21 protein-coding genes and 1 tRNA gene are annotated in these 19,323 nt (G+C 60.7%); 2 read left to right on the top strand and 20 right to left on the bottom strand.

Annotated features, from left to right (window positions below):
• Positions 1-30: 30 nt before the first annotated feature.
• Entirely contained in the window at positions 31-438 is a 408-nt protein-coding gene (yajC, locus tag ICM05_RS09170; protein WP_353055869.1) for a preprotein translocase subunit YajC, read from the bottom strand.
• Between the two features lie 124 nt (positions 439-562).
• On the bottom strand, positions 563-3,184 hold the full coding sequence (gene polA / locus ICM05_RS09165) for a DNA polymerase I (RefSeq protein ID WP_188024449.1): 2,622 nt from the start codon (positions 3,182-3,184) through the stop codon (positions 563-565).
• A gap of 112 nt (positions 3,185-3,296) precedes the next feature.
• Between polA and ICM05_RS09160 the strand changes: the two genes are divergently transcribed.
• Entirely contained in the window at positions 3,297-3,710 is a 414-nt protein-coding gene (locus tag ICM05_RS09160) for a hotdog fold thioesterase (RefSeq protein ID WP_353055879.1), read from the top strand.
• Positions 3,711-3,758: 48 nt separating this feature from the next.
• Here ICM05_RS09160 and ICM05_RS09155 read toward each other — a convergent pair whose 3' ends face one another.
• Positions 3,759-4,358: an ANTAR domain-containing response regulator gene (locus tag ICM05_RS09155; RefSeq protein WP_188024289.1), complete on the bottom strand. Its 600-nt coding sequence runs from the start codon at positions 4,356-4,358 to the stop codon at positions 3,759-3,761.
• A gap of 67 nt (positions 4,359-4,425) precedes the next feature.
• On the opposite strand from ICM05_RS09155, the gene ICM05_RS09150 reads away from it, so the two are divergent.
• Positions 4,426-4,510: transfer RNA gene (locus tag ICM05_RS09150), tRNA-Leu, on the top strand.
• Positions 4,511-4,669: 159 nt separating this feature from the next.
• Here ICM05_RS09150 and ICM05_RS09145 read toward each other — a convergent pair.
• The 17 genes from ICM05_RS09145 to ICM05_RS09065 all read right to left on the bottom strand — a co-directional run bounded on the left by ICM05_RS09145 (position 4,670) and on the right by ICM05_RS09065 (position 18,754).
• Positions 4,670-4,864: a hypothetical protein gene (locus ICM05_RS09145; RefSeq protein ID WP_188024288.1), complete on the bottom strand. Its 195-nt coding sequence runs from the start codon at positions 4,862-4,864 to the stop codon at positions 4,670-4,672.
• 50 nt (positions 4,865-4,914) lie between these two features.
• Positions 4,915-5,181: a GlsB/YeaQ/YmgE family stress response membrane protein gene (locus ICM05_RS09140; protein WP_188024287.1), complete on the bottom strand. Its 267-nt coding sequence runs from the start codon at positions 5,179-5,181 to the stop codon at positions 4,915-4,917.
• 142 nt (positions 5,182-5,323) lie between these two features.
• Entirely contained in the window at positions 5,324-6,790 is a 1,467-nt protein-coding gene (gene pyk / locus ICM05_RS09135) for a pyruvate kinase (protein ID WP_188024286.1), read from the bottom strand.
• Between the two features lie 13 nt (positions 6,791-6,803).
• The gene (gene lgt, locus ICM05_RS09130) at positions 6,804-7,748 is read right to left on the bottom strand and encodes a prolipoprotein diacylglyceryl transferase (RefSeq protein ID WP_188024285.1); all 945 of its coding nucleotides are present in this window, start codon (positions 7,746-7,748) and stop codon (positions 6,804-6,806) included.
• Between the two features lie 83 nt (positions 7,749-7,831).
• The gene (trpA, locus tag ICM05_RS09125; RefSeq protein WP_251364614.1) at positions 7,832-8,641 is read right to left on the bottom strand and encodes a tryptophan synthase subunit alpha; all 810 of its coding nucleotides are present in this window, start codon (positions 8,639-8,641) and stop codon (positions 7,832-7,834) included.
• On the bottom strand, positions 8,638-9,891 hold the full coding sequence (gene trpB, locus ICM05_RS09120; RefSeq protein WP_188024284.1) for a tryptophan synthase subunit beta: 1,254 nt from the start codon (positions 9,889-9,891) through the stop codon (positions 8,638-8,640). Before trpB ends, trpA begins: the two co-directional genes overlap by 4 nt.
• Before the next feature lie 25 nt (positions 9,892-9,916).
• On the bottom strand, positions 9,917-10,687 hold the full coding sequence (gene trpC / locus ICM05_RS09115) for an indole-3-glycerol phosphate synthase TrpC (protein WP_188024283.1): 771 nt from the start codon (positions 10,685-10,687) through the stop codon (positions 9,917-9,919).
• 2 nt (positions 10,688-10,689) lie between these two features.
• The gene (locus tag ICM05_RS09110; protein WP_188024282.1) at positions 10,690-10,923 is read right to left on the bottom strand and encodes a DUF6704 family protein; all 234 of its coding nucleotides are present in this window, start codon (positions 10,921-10,923) and stop codon (positions 10,690-10,692) included.
• A 119-nt stretch (positions 10,924-11,042) separates the two neighbouring features.
• On the bottom strand, positions 11,043-11,648 hold the full coding sequence (locus ICM05_RS09105) for a Trp biosynthesis-associated membrane protein (protein WP_188024281.1): 606 nt from the start codon (positions 11,646-11,648) through the stop codon (positions 11,043-11,045).
• Positions 11,638-13,227, bottom strand: coding sequence for an anthranilate synthase component I (locus tag ICM05_RS09100; protein WP_188024280.1), 1,590 nt, complete (start codon positions 13,225-13,227; stop codon positions 11,638-11,640). The genes ICM05_RS09105 and ICM05_RS09100 overlap by 11 nt, the downstream gene beginning before the upstream one ends.
• A 40-nt stretch (positions 13,228-13,267) precedes the next feature.
• Positions 13,268-13,627: a phosphoribosyl-AMP cyclohydrolase gene (gene hisI / locus ICM05_RS09095; protein WP_188024446.1), complete on the bottom strand. Its 360-nt coding sequence runs from the start codon at positions 13,625-13,627 to the stop codon at positions 13,268-13,270.
• Between the two features lie 8 nt (positions 13,628-13,635).
• Entirely contained in the window at positions 13,636-14,400 is a 765-nt protein-coding gene (gene hisF / locus ICM05_RS09090; RefSeq protein WP_188024279.1) for an imidazole glycerol phosphate synthase subunit HisF, read from the bottom strand.
• 14 nt (positions 14,401-14,414) lie between these two features.
• Entirely contained in the window at positions 14,415-15,257 is an 843-nt protein-coding gene (hisG, locus tag ICM05_RS09085; RefSeq protein ID WP_188024278.1) for an ATP phosphoribosyltransferase, read from the bottom strand.
• A gap of 25 nt (positions 15,258-15,282) precedes the next feature.
• Positions 15,283-15,546 carry a phosphoribosyl-ATP diphosphatase gene (locus tag ICM05_RS09080; RefSeq protein WP_188024277.1) on the bottom strand — a complete coding sequence of 88 codons (264 nt, stop codon included), beginning with the start codon at positions 15,544-15,546 and terminating at the stop codon, positions 15,283-15,285.
• A gap of 54 nt (positions 15,547-15,600) precedes the next feature.
• Positions 15,601-16,263, bottom strand: a complete 663-nt coding sequence (gene rpe, locus ICM05_RS09075) for a ribulose-phosphate 3-epimerase (RefSeq protein WP_188024276.1) — start codon at positions 16,261-16,263, stop codon at positions 15,601-15,603.
• 83 nt (positions 16,264-16,346) lie between these two features.
• On the bottom strand, positions 16,347-17,843 hold the full coding sequence (locus tag ICM05_RS09070) for a transcription antitermination factor NusB (RefSeq protein WP_188024275.1): 1,497 nt from the start codon (positions 17,841-17,843) through the stop codon (positions 16,347-16,349).
• Positions 17,840-18,754 (bottom strand): methionyl-tRNA formyltransferase, encoded by a 915-nt coding sequence (locus ICM05_RS09065; protein WP_188024274.1) that lies wholly within the window; start codon positions 18,752-18,754, stop codon positions 17,840-17,842. Before ICM05_RS09065 ends, ICM05_RS09070 begins: the two co-directional genes overlap by 4 nt.
• Positions 18,755-19,323: the final 569 nt, after the last annotated feature.

Genomic DNA, 19,323 nt, shown 5'->3' with positions numbered 1-19,323 from the left:
TGATGCCGGGCCGAAGCCCGGCATCAAGAGTTACTTCGCCTGATCGGCGCTGTCGTCGTTACCTGAGGTCGTATCGTCGTTCTCAGGCTGAGCTGCTTCAGAGTTCTCGATACGTTCACCGAACGCGGGATCATCGTCAGGAGCGAGTTCGCCCTCTGCCGACTCCGCCGGAGCTGCTTCAGTGGGGGTAACGATCTGGCTTACCGCCTGACGGTGAACAACGAGCGTGGTCGTACCACTCGTGACCGTAACCCGGTTGTTCTCTTCATCAATCGAATCGATGGTTGCGTAGATGCCGCTCGAAAGCATTACCTCAGCGCCGGGGCGCATGTCGTTCTGCATCTGCGCTGCTGCTGCCTGACGCTTCTTCCCGTTACGGAACATGAAGAAGATGAGCACGGCAATGAGGCCGAACATCACGATTGAAATGGGATCCACCCTGAAGGTCCTTCCGAGAAAAGAATTCCGCGCAAACGCACGGTCTATTTCAGTCTATCGAGAAAGGGGCTGTGAGAGGCTACAGATTTCACCCCTCACAGCCGACACGAAAATGTGACTATCTCTAGTGCGCTGCCGCGTTCCAGTTGGGGCCGGTTCCGACCTGCACTTCAAGCGGCACCGAGAGGTTTGCCGCGTCAGCCATCGCGGTACGCACGAGCGCTTCGAGCTGCGCTTCCTCCCCCGGCGCAACTTCAAACATCAACTCATCGTGAATCTGCAGGAGCATCCGCGATTGCAGACCGGCCTCAGCGATCGCCTGCTCTACGCGAATCATCGCGATCTTAATAATGTCTGCTGCCGAGCCTTGAATTGGTGCGTTCAGCGCCGCTCGCTCTGCGTTCTCACGCAAAATACGATTCGGGCTCGCCAGGTCAGGGAACGGACGTCGACGACCAAAAATGGTTTCGGTATAGGTGTCGGCCTTTGCCTGCTCCACCACCGAACGAAGATAGTCGCGCACACCACCAAAACGCTCGAAGTAGTCTGTCATCAACTGCTTTGCCTCACCAGCGGTGATCCCAAGCTGCTTGGAGAGACCAAACGCAGAGAGGCCATACGCGAGGCCATACGACATCGCCTTGACCTTCGAACGCATTTCATTCGTAACCTCGGCGGGTTCGACACCAAAAATGCGTGAACCGACGAAGCGGTGCAGGTCTTCACCAGCATTAAAGGCTTCAATGAGGCCTTCATCGCCAGACAGGTGCGCCATGATTCGCATTTCGATCTGCGAATAGTCAGCGGTCATGAGCGTGCTGTACTGCGGCTCATGGATGAATCCCTCGCGAATCCGGCGACCTTCTGCGGTGCGCACCGGGATGTTCTGCAGGTTCGGGTCAGTGGAAGCGAGACGGCCCGTGCTCGCGCCCACCTGCACCAACGTGGTGTGGATACGGGAGTCATCGTCGACAGCCTTCATGAGTGTCTCAACGATTTGACGAAGCTTGTTCGCGTCTCGGTGCTCAAGGAGCGCATCGAGGAACGGGTGCGGCTGTCGCTGCTGCAGATCTTGGAGCGCCGCAGCATCTGTCGTGTAGCCAGTGCGCGTCTTTCGCGTCTTGGGCATGTCCAGTTCTTCAAACAGCACCTGCTGCAACTGCTTGGGGGAAGAAAGATTGACCTCGTGGCCAATTGCGGTGAACGCACGCTGTTCGAGCTCAGCAACTCGCGCACGAAGCTCGGTGTCATGCGCCTCAAAGAGTGGCAGATCAACGGCGACGCCTCGAGTCTCAAGCGACACGAGAATCGGGAGCAGCGGAAGCTCGATGTCGTTGTACACCGTAGCGGTGCCCTCCGAGAATCGGCCGATGATTGCCTGGTGCACGCGAGCGACGTACCACGCACGCGCGTCAACACCGGAATTTTCGTCCTCATCAGGCACCAGCTGGTTCGGATCAGGCGTGGGAATCTCTTCCCCAAGGTAGCGGAACACCGCTTCAGCGAGCGTCTTCTCAGCTGCCGATGGTCGGAACAACCACGCTGCGAGGAGCGCATCGCCGGCGATGCCTGACAGCTGGACACCAACATTGGCGGCAATGCGTACGTGTGCTTTTGCGTCAAAGAAGAGCTTTGGCGCGTCTGATGACAGCCACTCTTCAAACTGGCGGTAGTCGCGCCCGCCAGGCTGCCAGGTGAACTTTACCGTTGCCTCAGACGTGGCAAGACCCACCTCAACCACGCTATCGAGCAGCGCGAATTCAACTGCCGGAGTATCGGCCTTTGCAAGCCAGTCCCCCAGCTCTTCATCGATGAGCAGTTTCGCTTCGGGGAGCTTGGGTGCAAGCTCAATCGTGACTGCTGCAGCTCCAACCGGCACCTCTGTGCCTGCAAGCTTTGCTACTCGCTGGAGCAGGGTTCGGAATTCGAGCTTCGCAAACACAGGCTGCACCTGCGCGATGTCGAGTTCGCCGCGGTCAAGCTCTGGAAGTGTGACCGGCAGCTCAACGTCGCGAACAAGTCGGTTCAGACGGCGGTTGCGCTCAGCCAAGTGCGCATTCTCGCGAAGGCTCTCGCCAACCTTGCCGGTGACTTCATCTTGCCGGCGCAAGATCTCTTCAAGCGAACCAAATTGGTTAATCCACTTCACTGCGGTCTTCTCACCCACACGAGGAATACCGGGCAGGTTATCGCTGGTCTCGCCGACGAGTGCAGCGATCTCAGGGTACTGCTCAGGACGGACTCCGTAACGCTCCATGACCTTTTCTGCGTCATATCGGGTCAACTCAGTGACACCCTGCTTTGACGGGTACAGCAGCGTGACGTTGTCGTCTACGAGCTGAATAGTGTCACGGTCACCACTCACCACGAGCACACGGTACCCGGCGGCGGAGGCCGTCGTTGCGAGCGTCGCGAGGATATCGTCGGCCTCGTAGCCTTCCTTCTCGATGGTCACGATGCCCATCGAATGCAGGGCCTCCTGCAATAGAGGGATCTGACCCTTGAACTCGGGTGGCGTTTCTCCACGCGTGCCCTTGTACTCGGGGTATTCCTCCGTGCGGAAGGAGTGACGTGAGATGTCAAACGCGACCGCAACCGCGTCAGGCTTCTCGTTGGTCAACAGGTTGATAAACATCGCGATGAAGCCGTGCACTGCGTTCGTGTGCTGACCCGTCTGCGTCTGGAAACGATCGACGGGAAGCGCGTAGAACGCACGGAAGGCCAGCGAGTGACCATCTACGACCATGAGGGTAGGCTGAGTTTTCGACACGAATACAGCCTACAAGTCACCGCCGACATTCGAAACGGTGACGCGACGCAACGCCGAGAGGAAGCCTTTGAGCGAGCAGAACAACCTCATTCCAGAACCAGAGGGCGCAGGAGAGAACTTCATCGCCTGGCGCGGCCTCGGTGCCCTCGCGGACAAGATGGGCATCAAGGTCACCGAGTTCACGCGAGACCGCGCAGTCGCAACGATGCCGGTCGAAGGCAATACACAGCCGATCAACCTCATGCACGGTGGCGCCTACGTGGTCATCGGCGAGACGCTCGGATCCATGCACGCAAACTACGTAGCACCAGCAGGCAAGGTTGCAGTTGGCGTTGATATCAACGCAACGCATACCGGGTCGGCGGTCACCGGTCTCGTCACAGCGGTCTGTACGCCGATCCGCCTCGGGCGCACACTCACCGTCCATGAGATTGTGGTGACAGATGAGCGCGGACGTCGCTGTTCAACCGTGCGCATCACCAACGTCTATAAAGAACTGTAGAAACGAAAAAAGCCCCGCAAACGAGCGGGGCTTTTTTCATGTCAGGGATTAGTCCTTCTTGGCACCAAGCTGATCGATGATGGTCTTCGCGACGTCCTGCATCGTCAGGCGGCGATCCATAGATGCCTTCTGGATCCAGCGGAATGCCTCAGGCTCCGAAAGCCCCATCTTGTCGTTCAGGATGCCCTTAGCGCGGTCAACGAGCTTACGGGTCTCAAATCGCTCAGCAAGATCAGCGACCTCGTTTTCGAGGGTGACAATCTGCTGGAAGCGCGAAAGCGCGATCTCGATAGCGGGGATCAAGTCAGCAGGAGTGAAGGGCTTCACAACGTACGCAAGTGCGCCCGCCTCAGTTGCACGCTCTACCAGCTCGCGCTGGCTGAATGCGGTGAGCAGAACAACAGGAGCGATGTTCTCCTTGTTGATCTGCTCTGCAGCCGAGATGCCATCAAGCTGCGGCATCTTCACATCCATAACCACGAGGTCCGGACGAAGCTCCTTGACGAGTTGCACCGCGGTTTCACCGTCACCGGCTTCGCCGACAACGTCATAGCCGTTGTCGCGCAGCGTCTCGACGATATCCAGGCGAATCAGTGATTCATCTTCCGCGACGACAACGCGTCGCGGAGTGCTGCTCAGTTCAGTCATGCCCACAATCTTACTCCCTCAGTCTGCACAAATCCGGTGCGACGATGCGATACAGTATTTTCCATAGGCCGGATTGGTGGAATTGGTAGACACGACGCACTCAAAATGCGTTGCCGAAAGGTGTAAGGGTTCGAGTCCCTTATCCGGTACCACAAACGCAGGGCTCCTGTACTTAACTCAGTGTTAAGCACAGGAGCCCTGCGTCGTATCTGTGCATTTTCTCTCCACTGGGTCCCGGGCAATGCCCGGGAAACCTTCACGAGGTGAGTTTCGTGTCGCCCCCGCAACGGGGGCGACACGCTGAGAGTGCACTAATCACGAAATTCTTTTTTCACCTCGTTCTTCATGCGAACCGCATCCCGGTGCGCCTCAGCTTTCTTCACCGCAGCTTCGGCTTTGAGCTCTTCAAGCTTGTCCTTCGCGCGGTCAGTACCTTCTTCGAGCGCCTTACCAACCTTGTCGGTAGCGTCTTCAACTGCGTCCTTTGCGTCTTCCAGAAACCCCATTGTTGCCTTCCTTCCGTTACACCAGTCACTCAATCTGTCTTACCTGGGGGTCAATCGGCTTTCTTGCGGCCGGCAATAAGCCCCCAGAGCAGCAGGACGATGATGGCACCACCAATGGCCAATGCCCATGTTTGCAGCGACCAAAACTCTTCGAGCGGCGCGTTGAACAGGAACGAGCCAAGCACTCCCCCGAGCATCGCGCCAACCACGCCGAGCAGCAGTGTCGCAAACCAGCCGCCACCTTGATTTCCAGGGAGAATCGCCTTAGCAATTGCACCGGCGATCAATCCCAGTATGAGAAATGCGAAAAATCCCATTTTCAACTCCTTTCGGGTGCCCACCATTACACGCCTCGAATCCGGCTTCGTCAACCCCTCCGTCCAGATTCTTGAGGAAAACGCAAGAAGGGGTCGCACACAGTGTGTGCGACCCCAAGCGAGTCTCTCGCTCAGTTGCTTGCTATTCTCCGCGACCAATCACGTGCTTCCGAGGACGCGCCTCAGGAAGTACACCGGTTGACTCACCCATACGGTGAATACGAAGAGTGTTGGTGCTGCCAATGATTCCGGGAGGGGAACCGGCAACGATGACGACCTTGTCGCCAACGTTCAAGCGTTCAACTTCCAGGAGCACCTCGTCTACCTGCTCGAACATGCGGTCGGTGCTGTCTACGCGGGGCACCTCGTAGCTCCGAGCGCCCCAGGTCAGCTCCATGCGGCGACGGACATCTGCACTCGGCGTGAACCCGAAGATGGGTACCGGGAGACGCAGACGCGAGATTCGACGTACGGTGTCACCGGACTCCGTGAAGACGCAGATTGCACGAGCTTCGATTCCACGAGCGACATCGCCTGCCGCCTTCGCGAGCACGCCACCCTGAGTGTGCGGCTGAGTTCCGAGCGGCTCGATGCGATCAAGCGCATGATCTTCCGTAGCGCTGATGATGCGGTCCATCGTAGCGACTGCCTCGACTGGGTACGCGCCAACGCTCGTCTCGCCAGAAAGCATGACCGCGTCAGCACCATCAAGGACGGCGTTTGCGCAGTCCGAAGCTTCCGCACGGGTCGGGCGCGGGTTCTCGATCATCGACTCGAATACCTGAGTTGCCACAATAACAGGCTTCGCGCTGCGACGTGCCATTGCGATGGCCTCGGTCTGCACGAGCGGAACCTGTTCAAGAGGAAGCTCAACACCGAGATCGCCACGAGCGACCATGACGCCGTCAAACGCGTCAACGATCTCCTGCAGGTTTTCAACCGCCTGCGGCTTCTCGATCTTTGCGATCACGGGAAGTCGGTAGCCTTCTTCGTCCATGATCTCGTGTACGCGGGTGATGTCAGCTGCGTCACGAACGAACGAGAGCGCGATGTAGTCAGCGCCGAGCTTCATAGCCCAACGTAGGTCTTCCTCGTCCTTATCGGAGAGTGCGGGTACGTTCACAGCAACACCGGGAAGGTTGATTCCCTTGTTGTTGGAGACAGCGCCAGGAATCTCAACGACCGTGTACACGGTGTCTTCAGTGACCTTGGTCGCACGCAACAGTACCTTGCCATCGTCGACAAGTAGCGGATCGCCGACACTCACATCGCCAGGCAGCGCCTTGTGCGTGGTGCCACAGATTGTGCGATCGCCAACGATGTCGCGAGTCGTGATCGCGAACTCATCGCCAACCTCAAGCTCGTACGGGCCGCCTTCAAACTTGCCAAGGCGAATCTTCGGACCTTGCAGATCTGCGAGAACCGCGATCGGGCGACCGACCTCGATCTCAGCTCGGCGAATATTTCGGTACACGCCCTCATGCACGTTGTACGTGCCGTGGGACATGTTCAGTCGGGCAACATTCACACCAGCTCGAATGAGCTCGAGGGTGTTGTCGTAGTTGGAGACAGCGGGTCCCCAGGTTGCAACAATCTTGGCGTGGCGCATGAGAGGGCCTCCCTTAGTTCTGCGAACTTGCGGCCACGGCTTCGTTGGAGCCATGGTCAAGAATGTGATGGTACGCCTCTGCATCGTTGGTCGAGGCAAGCACCGCGTCGGTCGGATTCATGCGACCCGGCAGGTATACCGAGGTTTCCAGACCGACGTGACGGCGACGAAGAACGAAGAAGAGCACGACGCCAGCGAGTACCGCTACCCAGGCAGCAAGCACGTTGGTGCGCATACCCAGGAACTGCATGCTCGGGTCCACTCGCAAGCTCTCGACCATGACGCGGCCAAGGCCGTACCAGACGAGGTACAGCGCGAAGAAGCTGCCCCAGCGGAGCTGAGCGCGCTTCTCGATCGCAAGGAGCACGATGATACCGAGAATGTTCCACAGCGCCTCGTACAGGAACGTCGGGTGGAACAGGGTACCCTCGGGCAAACCGATGGGGAACGCCGGGTTGAGCGGGCTGATCTCGAGACCCCAAGGCAGGGTCGTGGGGCCACCGAAGAGCTCGTGGTTAAACCAGTTCCCCAGACGGCCAATTGCCTGCGCAAGCAGGAGGCCGGGAACAAGTGCGTCCGCGAACGACAGGAAGCGAATGCCCGTGAGGCGCGATGCGATAAGCACACCGAACGCCCCGCCGATCAACGCGCCGAAGATGGCAATGCCGCCCTTCCAGAACGCGAGCGCATCAAGCGGGTTGCTGCCCGGGCCGAAGTAATCACCGAAGTGAGTCAGCACGTGATAAACGCGAGCACCGATGATGCCAAACACGAGCGCCCAGACGACAAAGTCAAGCACTGCGCCGCCCTCGCCACCGCGAGCCTTAAGTCGACGGCCGGTCCAGATAGCCGCAAGAATGATGCCAATCAGAATACACAGTGCGTACATCCGAATCTGGAATACACCGAGTTCGATGAACTGAAAATCGGGGCTGGGAATGCTCAGCGGGAGAATCATTGACTCCTCTTTCACCGACGAACGGTTCGCCGGGATCTTACGTCGGGCTGCAAGGAGCTTTCCCGCAGCGGAACAATTTCAGCTTATCGCAGCGTGCCCTGCGAAATCTCGCGAGCTACCTCAGAAAGTCCTTCAACTCCCCCGTCGCGCAGCGCACGAACCAGGGCGGTGCCCACGATCGCGCCACTCGCGTACTCAAGCGCGGCAGACACCTGGTCAGCGTTCGAGATGCCGATTCCAACACACGGGAGTTCGACACCAGCGTCACGAAGCCGAGCAGTCAGCACGCGGGCGGCCGCATCGAGCGATGCACGCTCACCGGTAATGCCCATCGTGGAGACGGTGTACACAAACCCGGTCGAGCTATCACGAATGAGTTCGATGCGCGCGTCAGTGGAGGTCGGTGCTGCAAGGAACACGCGGTCGAGTCCGACTCGCTCACTCACAGCGATCCACTCTGCTGCAGCATCAGGGGTGATATCAGGCGTAATGAGCCCAGCTCCACCAGCAGCCTTCAAATCTTCAGCGAAACGCTCGACGCCATACTGCATCACGGGGTTCCAGTACGTCATCACGAGTACTGGCGTATCGACAGCCTCGGTGATTCGGCGAATGACCGTGAAGAGGTCACGAAGCTTGAAACCGTTCGCGAGCGACTGTCGAGTCGCTGCCTGAATGATCTCACCGTCCATGACGGGATCGGAGTACGGGACGCCAATCTCAAGCACGTCTGCGCCGTTACGAGCGAGTGCAATTGCAGCCTCTACGCTCGTATCCAGATCAGGGAAACCTGCGGGCAAGTATCCAATAAGTGCGCCACGTCGCTCAACGTTCGCGCGACGAATCGCCTCAGAAACCCGAGATGCACCATTCAGATCAGTCGAAGTGCTCAACCGATGACCTCCGAATCAGAAGCGTCGAGCAGGTCAAAGTAACGACCCGCCGTGACCATGTCTTTGTCTCCGCGGCCCGAAAGACTCACGAGCACAATCTCATCTGCGGGCAGCTCAGCAGCAAGGCGAAGCGCACCCGCGAGAGCATGCGAAGATTCGATCGCAGGAATGATGCCTTCTGTCTGGCTCAACGCGCGAAGCGCGTGCATCGCCTCTGCATCGGTAGCGGGAATGTATTCCGCACGACCAATGTCAGCAAGCCACGCGTGCGCAGGGCCCACTCCGGGGTAGTCAAGACCCGCGGAAATCGAGTGCGACTCGATGGTCTGTCCGTCTTCGTCCTGGAGCACGTACGTGCGTGCCCCATGCAAAACTCCGGGCGTCCCACGCTCGATCGAGGCGGCGTGCTGTTCAGTATCAACGCCGTCACCGGCAGCCTCAACGCCGTAGAGCTTGACATCAGCATCGTCAAGGAAGGCATCGAACATGCCGATCGCGTTCGATCCGCCGCCTACGCAAGCCACAACAGCAGCGGGAAGCTTGCCAGTCTTCTCCTGGAGCTGTTCGCGAGCTTCCTCCGAGATGATCTTCTGGAAATCACGAACCATTCCAGGGAACGGGTGCGGGCCGGCCGCAGTACCGAAGATATAGTTCGTACGTTCAACCGTGGCAACCCAATCTCGGTACGCCTCATTAATGGCGTCCTTGAGGGTGCGTGAGCCCGCGGTAACCGCGACAACCTCTGCGCCAAGGAGACGCATACGTGCCACGTTGAGCGCCTGGCGTTCGGTATCGACCTCGCCCATGTAGACGGTGCAATCAAGGCCGAAGAGTGCCGCGGCGGTCGCCGTCGCCACTCCGTGCTGGCCAGCGCCGGTCTCAGCAATCACACGAGTCTTCCCCAACCGCTTGGTCAGCAGCGCCTGGCCAAGCACGTTGTTGATCTTGTGTGAGCCGGTGTGGTTCAGATCTTCACGCTTGAGGAAGATCCGTGCGCCACCCGCGAGCGCCGCAAAACGGGGAACCTCGGTGATTGGCGAGGGGCGGCCAGCGTACGAGAGAAGAAGCTCAAGGAGCTCTTCCTGGAAGGCTGGATCAGCCTTCGCTTCCTCGTACGCTGCGCTCAGCTCGTCAATAGCGGCGATGAGCGACTCAGGCATGAACCGCCCGCCGTACTCGCCGAAGAATGGTCCGTGTTCATCACGAAGGCTACGCGAATCGCGAGCCTCACCAGGTGCCTGGTCTGTCATCTAGAGTTGCCCCATTGGTCTAGCTTTAAACGTTCAAATATGACTGCAGCGTAGCGATTGGGTCATTCGTCACGAGGGCCTCGCCGACAAGGATTGCGTCAGCTCCGGCCTGCCGGTAGTGCTCGACGTCAGCAACGCTGAGCACTGCAGATTCTGCGAGGCGCACTGCCCCAGCGGGAATCTGATCCGCAACACGACCGAAAAGATCGCGGTCCAGCTCGAAGGTGCGCAGATCACGGGCGTTTACGCCAATGAGCTGGGCACCCAGGTCTACCGCACGAGCCACTTCGTCGGCCGAATGGGCCTCAACAAGCGGCGTCATGCCAAGCTGAAGGGTGAACGCATACAGTCGTTCAAGAAGCGGCTGCGGAAGTGCAGCCACAATCAGAAGTACCAGATCGGCACCCGCAGCGCGGGCTTCAAGGATCTGGTACTCCTCACCGATGAACTCCTTACGGAGTACCGGGATACTTACTGCCTTACGCACAGCTTCAAGGTCGGCAAGCGAACCCTTGAACTTGCGCTCCTCAGTGAGGACGCTCACCACGCTCGCGCCACCAGTTTCATACTGGGCAGCAAGGGCGTGCGGCTCGGGAATATCAGCAAGAGGCCCGCGCGACGGGCTCGCGCGCTTCACCTCTGCGATCACCTTAATGTGATCGGCAGGGGCGAGCGCTGCGAGCGCGTCAAGCGCGGGCACGCGTGCGAGTGCTTCGGCTTCAACAACCGAGAGCGGTCGAGTGAGACGGCGCGTAGCCGCGTCCTCGAGGGAACCCGCAAGAAGCTGCTCGAGCACTGTTAGTCGTGCGACTTCGGAACGTACTTCGGGCCGTTCACGCCGTAGCCCGCCTTCGAGATGATCCAACCAAGGATCAGGCCGAAGGCAACAACGCCTGCGCTTACCCACACCATGGTGGGCATGTGCAGGAAGAAGAACACGGTTCCGGCAGCGATGCCAAGCAGCATCACAATTACCGCAGTCCATGCTGCGGGCGAATCTCCGTGACCAGGGTCACCGTTCTGGGTGCTCATGAATCTCCTTGTAGACAAGCTCGTACCCGGGCGGATACGTACTGGGTCAGTCTATCGGTACTCCCAGCTTTCTCCCAAAGTTGTGGCGGCGCGTCATTTTCGCCTCACACCTCTGGCACCTATGGGGTGGAAAGCGTAGGATCTTCGCCGTCACTCAACGCATCCCAATCAGAGATACGATCAGGGCCAGCTGACTTCTTTCCTGCTGTCTTGCGCGTCTTCTCGGCTGCGCTCGCGTACTTCCGGTCTCCCGCACCCCAGCTGCCCGAGACTAAAAGCGCCACAATACCCAGGATTGCGATGAGCACACCGGCGACGATGACCACGATGGGCCAGACCGTGGTCGAGGCGAGGATCACCGTGTCAACAGCATCCCCCGACAGGCCGGTGAGTTCGGTTGCGGTGCCACGCACCGCGGCAATTGGGTCATTCATCACGCTGAATCCACCGTAGGCAATGCCCGCGCCGAGGAGCGCGATGAGGACCGCAAGCACGCGTCTGAAGACCGAGCCTGCAATCGCCAAGACCAGTGCCGCCACAAGCGCGGCAATGCCAACGGGCGAAAGCGCCGGGTTGGCATTGTGCCCTGAAACAGCACCGATTCCGATCTCACTGTCGACACCAAGCTGAGTGATGTCGTACTGGACCCATCCTTGCGAGCCGACGATGAGCGATCCGCCACCAAGTACGGCAATCGCCAGGATGAGTGTCCACTTATTCCGCATGATGCGCCTTCTCTTCCACTGCCGCACGCAGCGAGTTCGCGATGGCAACTGCGCGCAGAGGCGCGGCTGCCTTGTTCCGGCATTCTTCATCCTCGCTTGCGGGAACGGAGTCTGCCACGATGCCTGCGCCGGCCTGGATCATTGCGACCCCGTCCTTGATGGTGGCAGTGCGGATCGCGATAGCGAGATCCGCCGCCCCACCGAAGCCGAAGTAGCCAACGACACCGCCGTACACTCCGCGCCGCACCGGTTCGAGTTCATCGATGATCTCGAGCGCGCGCGGCTTGGGTGCACCAGAAAGGGTTCCCGCAGGGAATGTGGATCGGAAGACATCAATCGGGCTGTTGCCCTCGGCGATCTTGCCTTCGACGCTCGACACAATGTGCATGATGTGGCTGAAGCGTTCGACGCGCATGAATTCGGTCACCTCGACCGATGCCGGATCGCACACGCGAGCCAGGTCGTTGCGCGCCAGGTCGACGAGCATGAGGTGTTCTGCTCGCTCTTTTTCATCGGCGAGCAGATCGCGCTCGAAGAACTGGTCCTCATCAACCGTCGCACCGCGCGGCCGCGAGCCAGCAATCGGGTGCGTCATGACGTCGCCAGATGCCTGAATAGTCACGAGCGCCTCGGGGCTTGAGCCAACGACGGCGAAGGGCTCTCCATCGGAATCTTCAAGCTGCAACAGGTACAGGTAGGGGCTCGGGTTCAGGTGGCGCAGTACACGGTAGACATCGAGCGGATCAGCAGTGCACTCCTGATCAAAACGCTGCGACGGCACGACCTGGAAAATATCGCCATCAACGATGTATTGCTTCGCGCGCAGCACGGCGGCCTCGAACTCGGGGCTTGTGGTGAGGCGTGCCGGATCCGCCAATGCGTCGCGATCGATCGTATTGAGCGGCGAGGCGAGCGGCTCAGCGAGCGCAGCCTGCAACGCGTCGAGTCGTGCCTGCGCGTCAGCCCACTGCGCATCAGCGTCAGCGTCAGTATCAGCACCAGCGCCCGACTCCCCCAGTACTGAATCATTCAGCACGTTGGCGAGCAGTACGACCGAACCTTCGCGGTGATCAATCACCACGAGTTCAGATACAAAGCTCAGCCCCTGCGAGGGCAGGTTCGAACCTGGCTTCGTGTTCTCGGGCAGGTTCTCGAACTGGCGAACGGTTTCCCAGCCGAGGTACCCAACGAAGCCACTCGCGAGCGGCGGCAGATCGGGATCGTGCGGTGCACGCCAGCGATCATAGACCGCGCTCAAAGCAACCACGGGAGCGAGCGAGGACACGCCACCGGGAAGCAGGCGCTCCTCGGTCAGCTCCGATCCGCTCGGACGCCAGGCAGCTTTCCCGTCTCGCTCGCTCAGTACGCCGAAGGAGCCTGCCCCTACGAAACTGAAGCGAGTCCATACGCCGCCCTGTTCGGCAGATTCCAGAAGGAACGTGCCGGGGCGCGATGCCGCAACCTTACGGTAGATGCTGACGGGAGTGTCTGCGTCTGCGAAGATCTCACGGCGAACGGGGATTACGGACTGGGTAGCTCGCGCTGCCTCAAACGCTGCGCGGGTGGTCGTCGAGTTCACGGCTCCAGCCTAGCGCGGACCATGCTCCTAAAACGCAGAGTTACGCAACAGAAGAGTCACCAACGACCACTTCGACGTCACGGCCGTCAAAACAGGTGCGACTTCCGGTGTGGCACGCAGCACCAATCTGCGCAACACGAATGAGCAGGGTGTCATTGTCGCAGTCTGCCGCGACGCTCTTCACGTACTGACGATGCCCGGAGGTATCGCCCTTTCGCCAGTATTCCTGGCGCGACCGTGACCAGAACGTCACACGACCTGACTCGCAGGTGCGGCGGATCGCCTCAGCGTCCATCCATGCGAGCATGAGCACGGCGCCCGACTCGTCGTCCTGAATGATCGCCGGGAGCAGGCCGTCGGTGTTGAACACCGCTGCCTCGAGCAGTTCAGCCGCGGTCATCTGTGTGCTCACAGTCGCACCAGGTGTCCTGCATCAGCAAGCGCCTGCTTGACCTCAGCGATCGTGAACGTGCCGTAGTGGAAGACCGACGCAGCAAGCACCGCGTCTGCACCAGCGTCGACCGCGGGTGCGAAGTGCTCAAGTTTCCCCGCGCCGCCCGAGGCGATGAGCGGAACGCTCGCGACCTCACGCACGGCGCGAATGAGCTCGAGATCGAACCCGTCACCCGTACCGTCGGCGTCCATCGAGTTGACGAGCAGCTCGCCAGCGCCACGCTCTACGGCGTTGCGGCACCACTCGATTGCGTCGAGGTCGGTCTCTCGCTTGCCACCGTGTGTCGTGACCACAAAGCCAGAGGGCATCCGCTCGCTGCGGCGCACGTCGAGCGACAGCACGATGACCTGTGAGCCGAAGCGGTCGGCGATCTCGCCGATGACATCGGGGCGGGCGATAGCGCCGCTGTTGATGCCAACCTTGTCGGCGCCGACGTCCTGCAGTCGAGCAACGTCTTCAGCTGAACGCACACCGCCACCTACGGTGAGGGGAACGAACACCTGTTCTGCGGTCTGCCGCACGACGTCGTAGGTGGTCGAACGGTCATCGACCGTTGCGGTCACGTCGAGGAACGTGAGTTCATCTGCGCCTTCAAGCGCGTACTTTGCAGCCAGTTCAACGGGGTCGCCAGCATCGCGCAGGTTCAGGAAGTTGACGCCCTTCACCACGCGGCCAGCGGCAACGTCGAGACACGGGATGACCCGAACGGTCGTAGCCATACGAGATGCCCTTCTTACAGACGTGCTGCGTGGATAGCGGTCACGAGAATGGCGCGTGCGCCAAGGTCGTACAGCTTGTCCATGATTTCGTTTGCGTCAGCAGACGGAACCATCACGCGCACGGCAACCCAGCCCTCGTTACGCAGGGGCGAGACGGTCGGCGACTCGATGCCGCCGGCGATCTCAACTGCAGCCTCAAGCTTTGCGACCGGGAGGTCGTAGTCCATGATGACGTACTTGCGAGCGACGAGCACACCACGGAGGCGGCGCAGCAGACGCTCGATGCCGGGGTGCTCGGTCGGGCCGCCAATGATCAGCGCGGTCGAGTCGAGAATGACCGGGCCGAAGATCGACAGGCCTGCAGCGCGCAGCGTTGCACCGGTTGAAACGACGTCTGCAACAGCGTCGGCAACGCCGAGCTGCACAGCCGACTCAACGGCACCGTCAAGCTTCACAGTGGTGGCGTTGATGCCACGCTCTGCGAGGAAGTTACCTACGAGTACCGGGTAGCTCGTCGCAACGCGCTTGCCCTCGAGGTGCTCGATCTCCGAGATCTCGCTCCCAACGGGCGATGCGAAGCGGAAGGTGGAGTCAGCAAAGTTGAGCTCTGCAATCTCGGTTGCGGCCGATGCCGAGTCGAGAAGCAGGTCGCGGCCGGTGATACCGACGTCGAGTGCACCGGAACCAACATAGGTCGCGATGTCGCGGGGACGCAGGTAGAAGAACTCAACGTCGTTCTTCGGGTCAGCCTGCACAAGCGTGCGGCTGTCACGGCGGCCGTTGTAGCCGGCTTCTGCAAGCATTGCAGAAGCGGTTTCAGACAACGAACCCTTATTGGGAATAGCAATGCGAAGCATGAATTACAGCGCTTCTTTCGTGTGTTTAGAGGTGACGGTAGACGTCTTCAAGACTGATGTTCTTCGCGAGCATGAGTACCTGCAGATGGTAGAGCAGCTGGCTAATTTCTTCCGCGCACTCGTCATCCGACTCATACTCGGCAGCCATCCAGACCTCTGCCGCTTCTTCAACGATCTTCTTACCGATCGAATGGACGCCCGCATCAATGCGTGCGACGGTGTCACTGCCTTCTGGGCGGGCAGCAACCTTTTCTGAGAGCTCGGTAAAGAGTGTTTCGAAGGTTTTCACAGTCACCAGCGTATCGCAGTCGGATTCAGATATTTAACAGTGGGCGCCGCGAGCTTAGTGGCGATGTGCCGCAGCCGCGACGCGGAGGTCTGCGATCCGCGCCTCCGGAACGCCACCGTACACCGCCGAGCCAGCCACGAAGGTGTCTGCTCCGGCCTCTGCCGCAATGCCGATTGTGTCGACCGAAATGCCACCGTCAACCTGCAACCAGACGTCAAGGCCAAGCTTCTGCTTCGCTTCGGCGAAGCGACGCAGCTTGGGCATCATGTCGGGCATGAACGACTGGCCACCGAACCCGGGTTCAACGGTCATGACGAGCACCTGATCGAACTCAGGAAGAAGTTCAAGGTAGGGCTCGGGGTCAGTACCCGGCTTCAGCGCGATGCCAGCACGGGCACCGATGTCGCGAATCCGGCGCGCGAGCGCAACGGGGTCCGTCGCAGCTTCTGCGTGGAACGTCACGGAGTATGCGCCGAGCTCTGCGTACGCGGGAGCGTGCTTGTCAGCGTCGGAGATCATGAGATGCACATCGAGCGGAATCGGCGAAACTGCCTGAATACGTTCAACAATGGGCGGGCCCATCGTGAGGTTCGGCACGAAATGGTTGTCCATGACGTCAACGTGCACGAGGTCCGCTGAACGGATTGCCTCGAGCTCGGACTGCAGGTTGACGAAGTCGGCCGAAAGGATGCTGGGATTGATGCGCTGCTCAGTCACGGGAACAATCTTACCGTGGAATAGCAAAGTGCGGACGCGGGTGAATCCGCGTCCGCACTTCCAGCGCGTCAGGCCGGTCTGTCTTACGCGGTGCGCTCGAACAGCGCGATGAACATTGCATCGGTGCCGTGACGGTGCGGCCACAGCTGCACGCTCTTCGTTGCACCTGCGAGATCGATCTCACCGCGCGACGCTCGGCGGATCACGTCCTTCGCGTCAAGCTCCGCGATGTTGTCGTGGCGGCCGGTCCAGCGCTTGATCGCGACGCGGGTCTCCGCCAGGTGCGGCGAGCACGTCACGTACGCAAGCACGCCACCGACAGCGAGGTGCTCAAATGCAGCGTCGAGCAGTTCACCCTGCAGGTTTGCGAGCTCGGGAATATCTGAGGGCGCCTTGCGCCAGCGCGCCTCCGGGCGGCGGCGAAGCGCACCCAGGCCAGAGCACGGCGCGTCGACGAGGATACGGTCGAAACGAGCTTCGGATCCGCCATACGCCGAATGGTCGCGACCATCGTGCGACACAACCTCGACAACGTCAGCAACGCCCGCAACAGAGCGGCGCACAAGATCGGCACGGTGAGGCGAAACCTCGTTCGCGCGCACGGTGACGTTCTCAGCGGTGAGTGCCTCGGCACCGAGAAGTGCGGTCTTGCCACCGGGGCCGGCACAAAGGTCAAGCCAGCGCTCCCCCGCTTCGATGGGACGCACGCGCGTGAGAGCGAGTGCTGCGAGCTGTGAGCCCTGATCCTGGACGCGAAGGTAGCCCTCGCGCACGCCGGCCTTCGAGATCACGCGGCCGGGATCGCCACCGGCAAGCTCAAGTCCGGTCGGCGCGAAGCCAGTGGTCTCGAGATCTTCACGCTCTGCGGCGAGCGCGTCGGGCGTGACGTCTGCGCCTGGCAGGAGGGCGAGGCTGACGCGGGGTGAGGCGTTATCTGCTTCGAGGAGGGTGTGGAGTTCGTCGGCGCGACCTTCGAGAGTGAGGGCGTCGCGGAGTGCGCGGACGATCCATACCGGGTGTGAGGTGCGTGCGGCGAGTGCTTCGTCTGCGGTCGGGGCGTCTGCGGTAATGCGTTCGTCCCACTCTGCGTTGTCTGCGCGGCCGATCTGGCGGAGGACGCCGTTCACAAAGCCGTCTGCGCCGCGGTTTGCGACGTGGCGCTGGAGTTCGACACTTTCGTTGACGGCTGCGTGTGCTGCCGTGCGCATGCCGAGCATCTGGTGTGCGCCGAGGCGGAGGACGTTGCGGGTGCGCGGGTCGATGTCTTCGATCTTGCGCTTTGCGGCGAGCGCGATGATTGCGTCGTAGCGGCCGCGCCAACGGAGCGTGCCCGAGACGAGCTCGGTTGCGAGTGCGGCGTCACGGCCGTCGAGTTCTGCTTCGCGGATACGTGCTGGCAGCGCAAGGTTGGCGTATGCCTCGCGGTCTTCGACGTCACGGAGTACGTCATATGCGACGAGTCGTGCTGGCGAGATGCGGGGCTTGCGGGCCGGGCGGTCGTCGCGCTGGTTTCGGTCGTCACGTCGCTGACGATCGTTGCGTGCGGGGCGGTCGTTGCGTGCGTTGTTGCGCTGGTTCATGCGAGGATCGTTGCTTCCTGTCGGCCACGGAGCCAAGCATCTGCTGCCATTGCGGGCTTACCCGCCGGCTGTACGGTGTCGAGTTGGAGTGCGCCATCGGTGAGCGCGAGGAGTGCGGTGCCGTGTACGAGGGTGACGGTGCCTGGCGCTCCCGGTGCGGTGAGGGTAGTTGGGCGGATCGCCTTCAGCTTGATGGCCTGCTCCCCGAGGAGGGCATACGCACCCGGTTCTGGGGTGACGCCCGCCCACGTTGCGAGTACCACGTCTGTGGGCTTGCTGAGGTCGAGCTTGCCGTCTTCACGGGTGAGCTTATGCGCGTAGCTCGTCTCCCCCGCCTGCGGCGTACCCGCTTCTGGGGTATCTGTCAGCACCTGTACGGCGCGGATCAATGCAGCGGTGCCAAACTCAGCGAGATCAGTCAGCGCTTCTCCCGCGGAGGTGCCCTGCGGGAAAGTCTTTGCGTCACGGGTGAGGACATCACCCGCGTCGAGTGCTGGGACGAGGCGGAACACGGTCACTCCGAGCTCCTGCTCCCCTGCCATGAGCGCACGCTGTACGGGTGCAGCTCCACGCCAGCGCGGGAGGTCGGAGAAGTGCAAGTTGATCCACCCATTGGTGGGCGTATCGAGGAGCGCCTGGCGAACGAGGCCACCATACGCGACGATGACACCGAGGTCTGCACCCAGAGTCTTCGCCCATTCGGTCTCCGCATCACCCAGCTGGTTGGCCTTGAGTACCGGGAGTCCGAGCTCTTCAGCTACTGCTGCGACAGGTGATGGTGTGAGCACACGCTTTCGTCCAAGCGGTGCGTCTGCACGCGTGATGACGCCGGCAACGTCGTGGCCTGCCGCCACGAGTGCTCTGAGGCTCGGGACTGCGAACTCTGGGGTTCCAGCAAAGATGATGCGCATTGTTCCATTCTCTCAGGTCTTCCCTGTTCACCTCTGCCCACCTGCCCAAACCCCGCTAAACGGGGCCGCTCCCACGGGCAAACCCCTCGAAACGGGCACTTGCCACATGCCAACCTGCCGAAAGGGGCACTTTCTGTCGAGATGGGCCGTTTCATACGCCAGAATCACCTCATCTCGAAAGAATCGCCCCTTTTCGGCGGTGTTCGAGGGTACTCGAGGGATTCCGACGTATGAAAGAGTCAGTCTCGGCAGAACGGAGCCATCTCGCGGGGTTGGCGGGGTGTGTGAGTTGACACCCCGCGATGCAGAGTCCGGACATACGCGTGGGGCGCGGGTCCGAGTTTCCGGATCCGCGCCCCACATACGTGCGCATTACTGCTTGAACGAACTACGCTCCGCGAGCCACACCCGCGAAACAGGGCCGTTCTCCCGAAACAGGGTGGGCGGTTTCAGAGGGTGAGTGCAACACCTGTCCATAACCAGGACAGGAAGCACTCACCCTCTCATGCGCCACTACCCACTCACCATTCGCGCCCACGCACTCACCCTTCTCATCAACGGGAAACCGA

It is taken from the genome of Leucobacter sp. cx-42, from assembly GCF_014529985.1.
Lineage (GTDB): Bacteria > Actinomycetota > Actinomycetes > Actinomycetales > Microbacteriaceae > Leucobacter.
This window is presented reverse-complemented; position numbering and strand designations above follow the sequence as displayed.

Excerpts from the sequence above, each read along its gene's own strand:
- polA (WP_188024449.1), bottom strand. The coding sequence starts at position 3,184 with ATGGTCGTAGATGGTCACTCGCTGGCCTTCCGTGCGTTCTACGCGCTT.
- ICM05_RS09155 (WP_188024289.1), bottom strand. The coding sequence starts at position 4,358 with ATGACTGAACTGAGCAGCACTCCGCGACGCGTTGTCGTCGCGGAAGAT.
- ICM05_RS09145 (WP_188024288.1), bottom strand. The coding sequence starts at position 4,864 with ATGGGGTTTCTGGAAGACGCAAAGGACGCAGTTGAAGACGCTACCGAC.
- ICM05_RS09140 (WP_188024287.1), bottom strand. The coding sequence starts at position 5,181 with ATGGGATTTTTCGCATTTCTCATACTGGGATTGATCGCCGGTGCAATT.
- pyk (WP_188024286.1), bottom strand. The coding sequence starts at position 6,790 with ATGCGCCACGCCAAGATTGTTGCAACCTGGGGACCCGCTGTCTCCAAC.
- lgt (WP_188024285.1), bottom strand. The coding sequence starts at position 7,748 with ATGATTCTCCCGCTGAGCATTCCCAGCCCCGATTTTCAGTTCATCGAA.
- trpB (WP_188024284.1), bottom strand. The coding sequence starts at position 9,891 with ATGACAGACCAGGCACCTGGTGAGGCTCGCGATTCGCGTAGCCTTCGT.
- ICM05_RS09110 (WP_188024282.1), bottom strand. The coding sequence starts at position 10,923 with ATGAGCACCCAGAACGGTGACCCTGGTCACGGAGATTCGCCCGCAGCA.
- ICM05_RS09105 (WP_188024281.1), bottom strand. The coding sequence starts at position 11,648 with ATGCGGAATAAGTGGACACTCATCCTGGCGATTGCCGTACTTGGTGGC.
- hisI (WP_188024446.1), bottom strand. The coding sequence starts at position 13,627 with ATGACCGCGGCTGAACTGCTCGAGGCAGCGGTGTTCAACACCGACGGC.
- hisF (WP_188024279.1), bottom strand. The coding sequence starts at position 14,400 with ATGGCTACGACCGTTCGGGTCATCCCGTGTCTCGACGTTGCCGCTGGC.
- hisG (WP_188024278.1), bottom strand. The coding sequence starts at position 15,257 with ATGCTTCGCATTGCTATTCCCAATAAGGGTTCGTTGTCTGAAACCGCT.
- ICM05_RS09070 (WP_188024275.1), bottom strand. The coding sequence starts at position 17,843 with ATGAACCAGCGCAACAACGCACGCAACGACCGCCCCGCACGCAACGAT.
- ICM05_RS09065 (WP_188024274.1), bottom strand. The coding sequence starts at position 18,754 with ATGCGCATCATCTTTGCTGGAACCCCAGAGTTCGCAGTCCCGAGCCTC.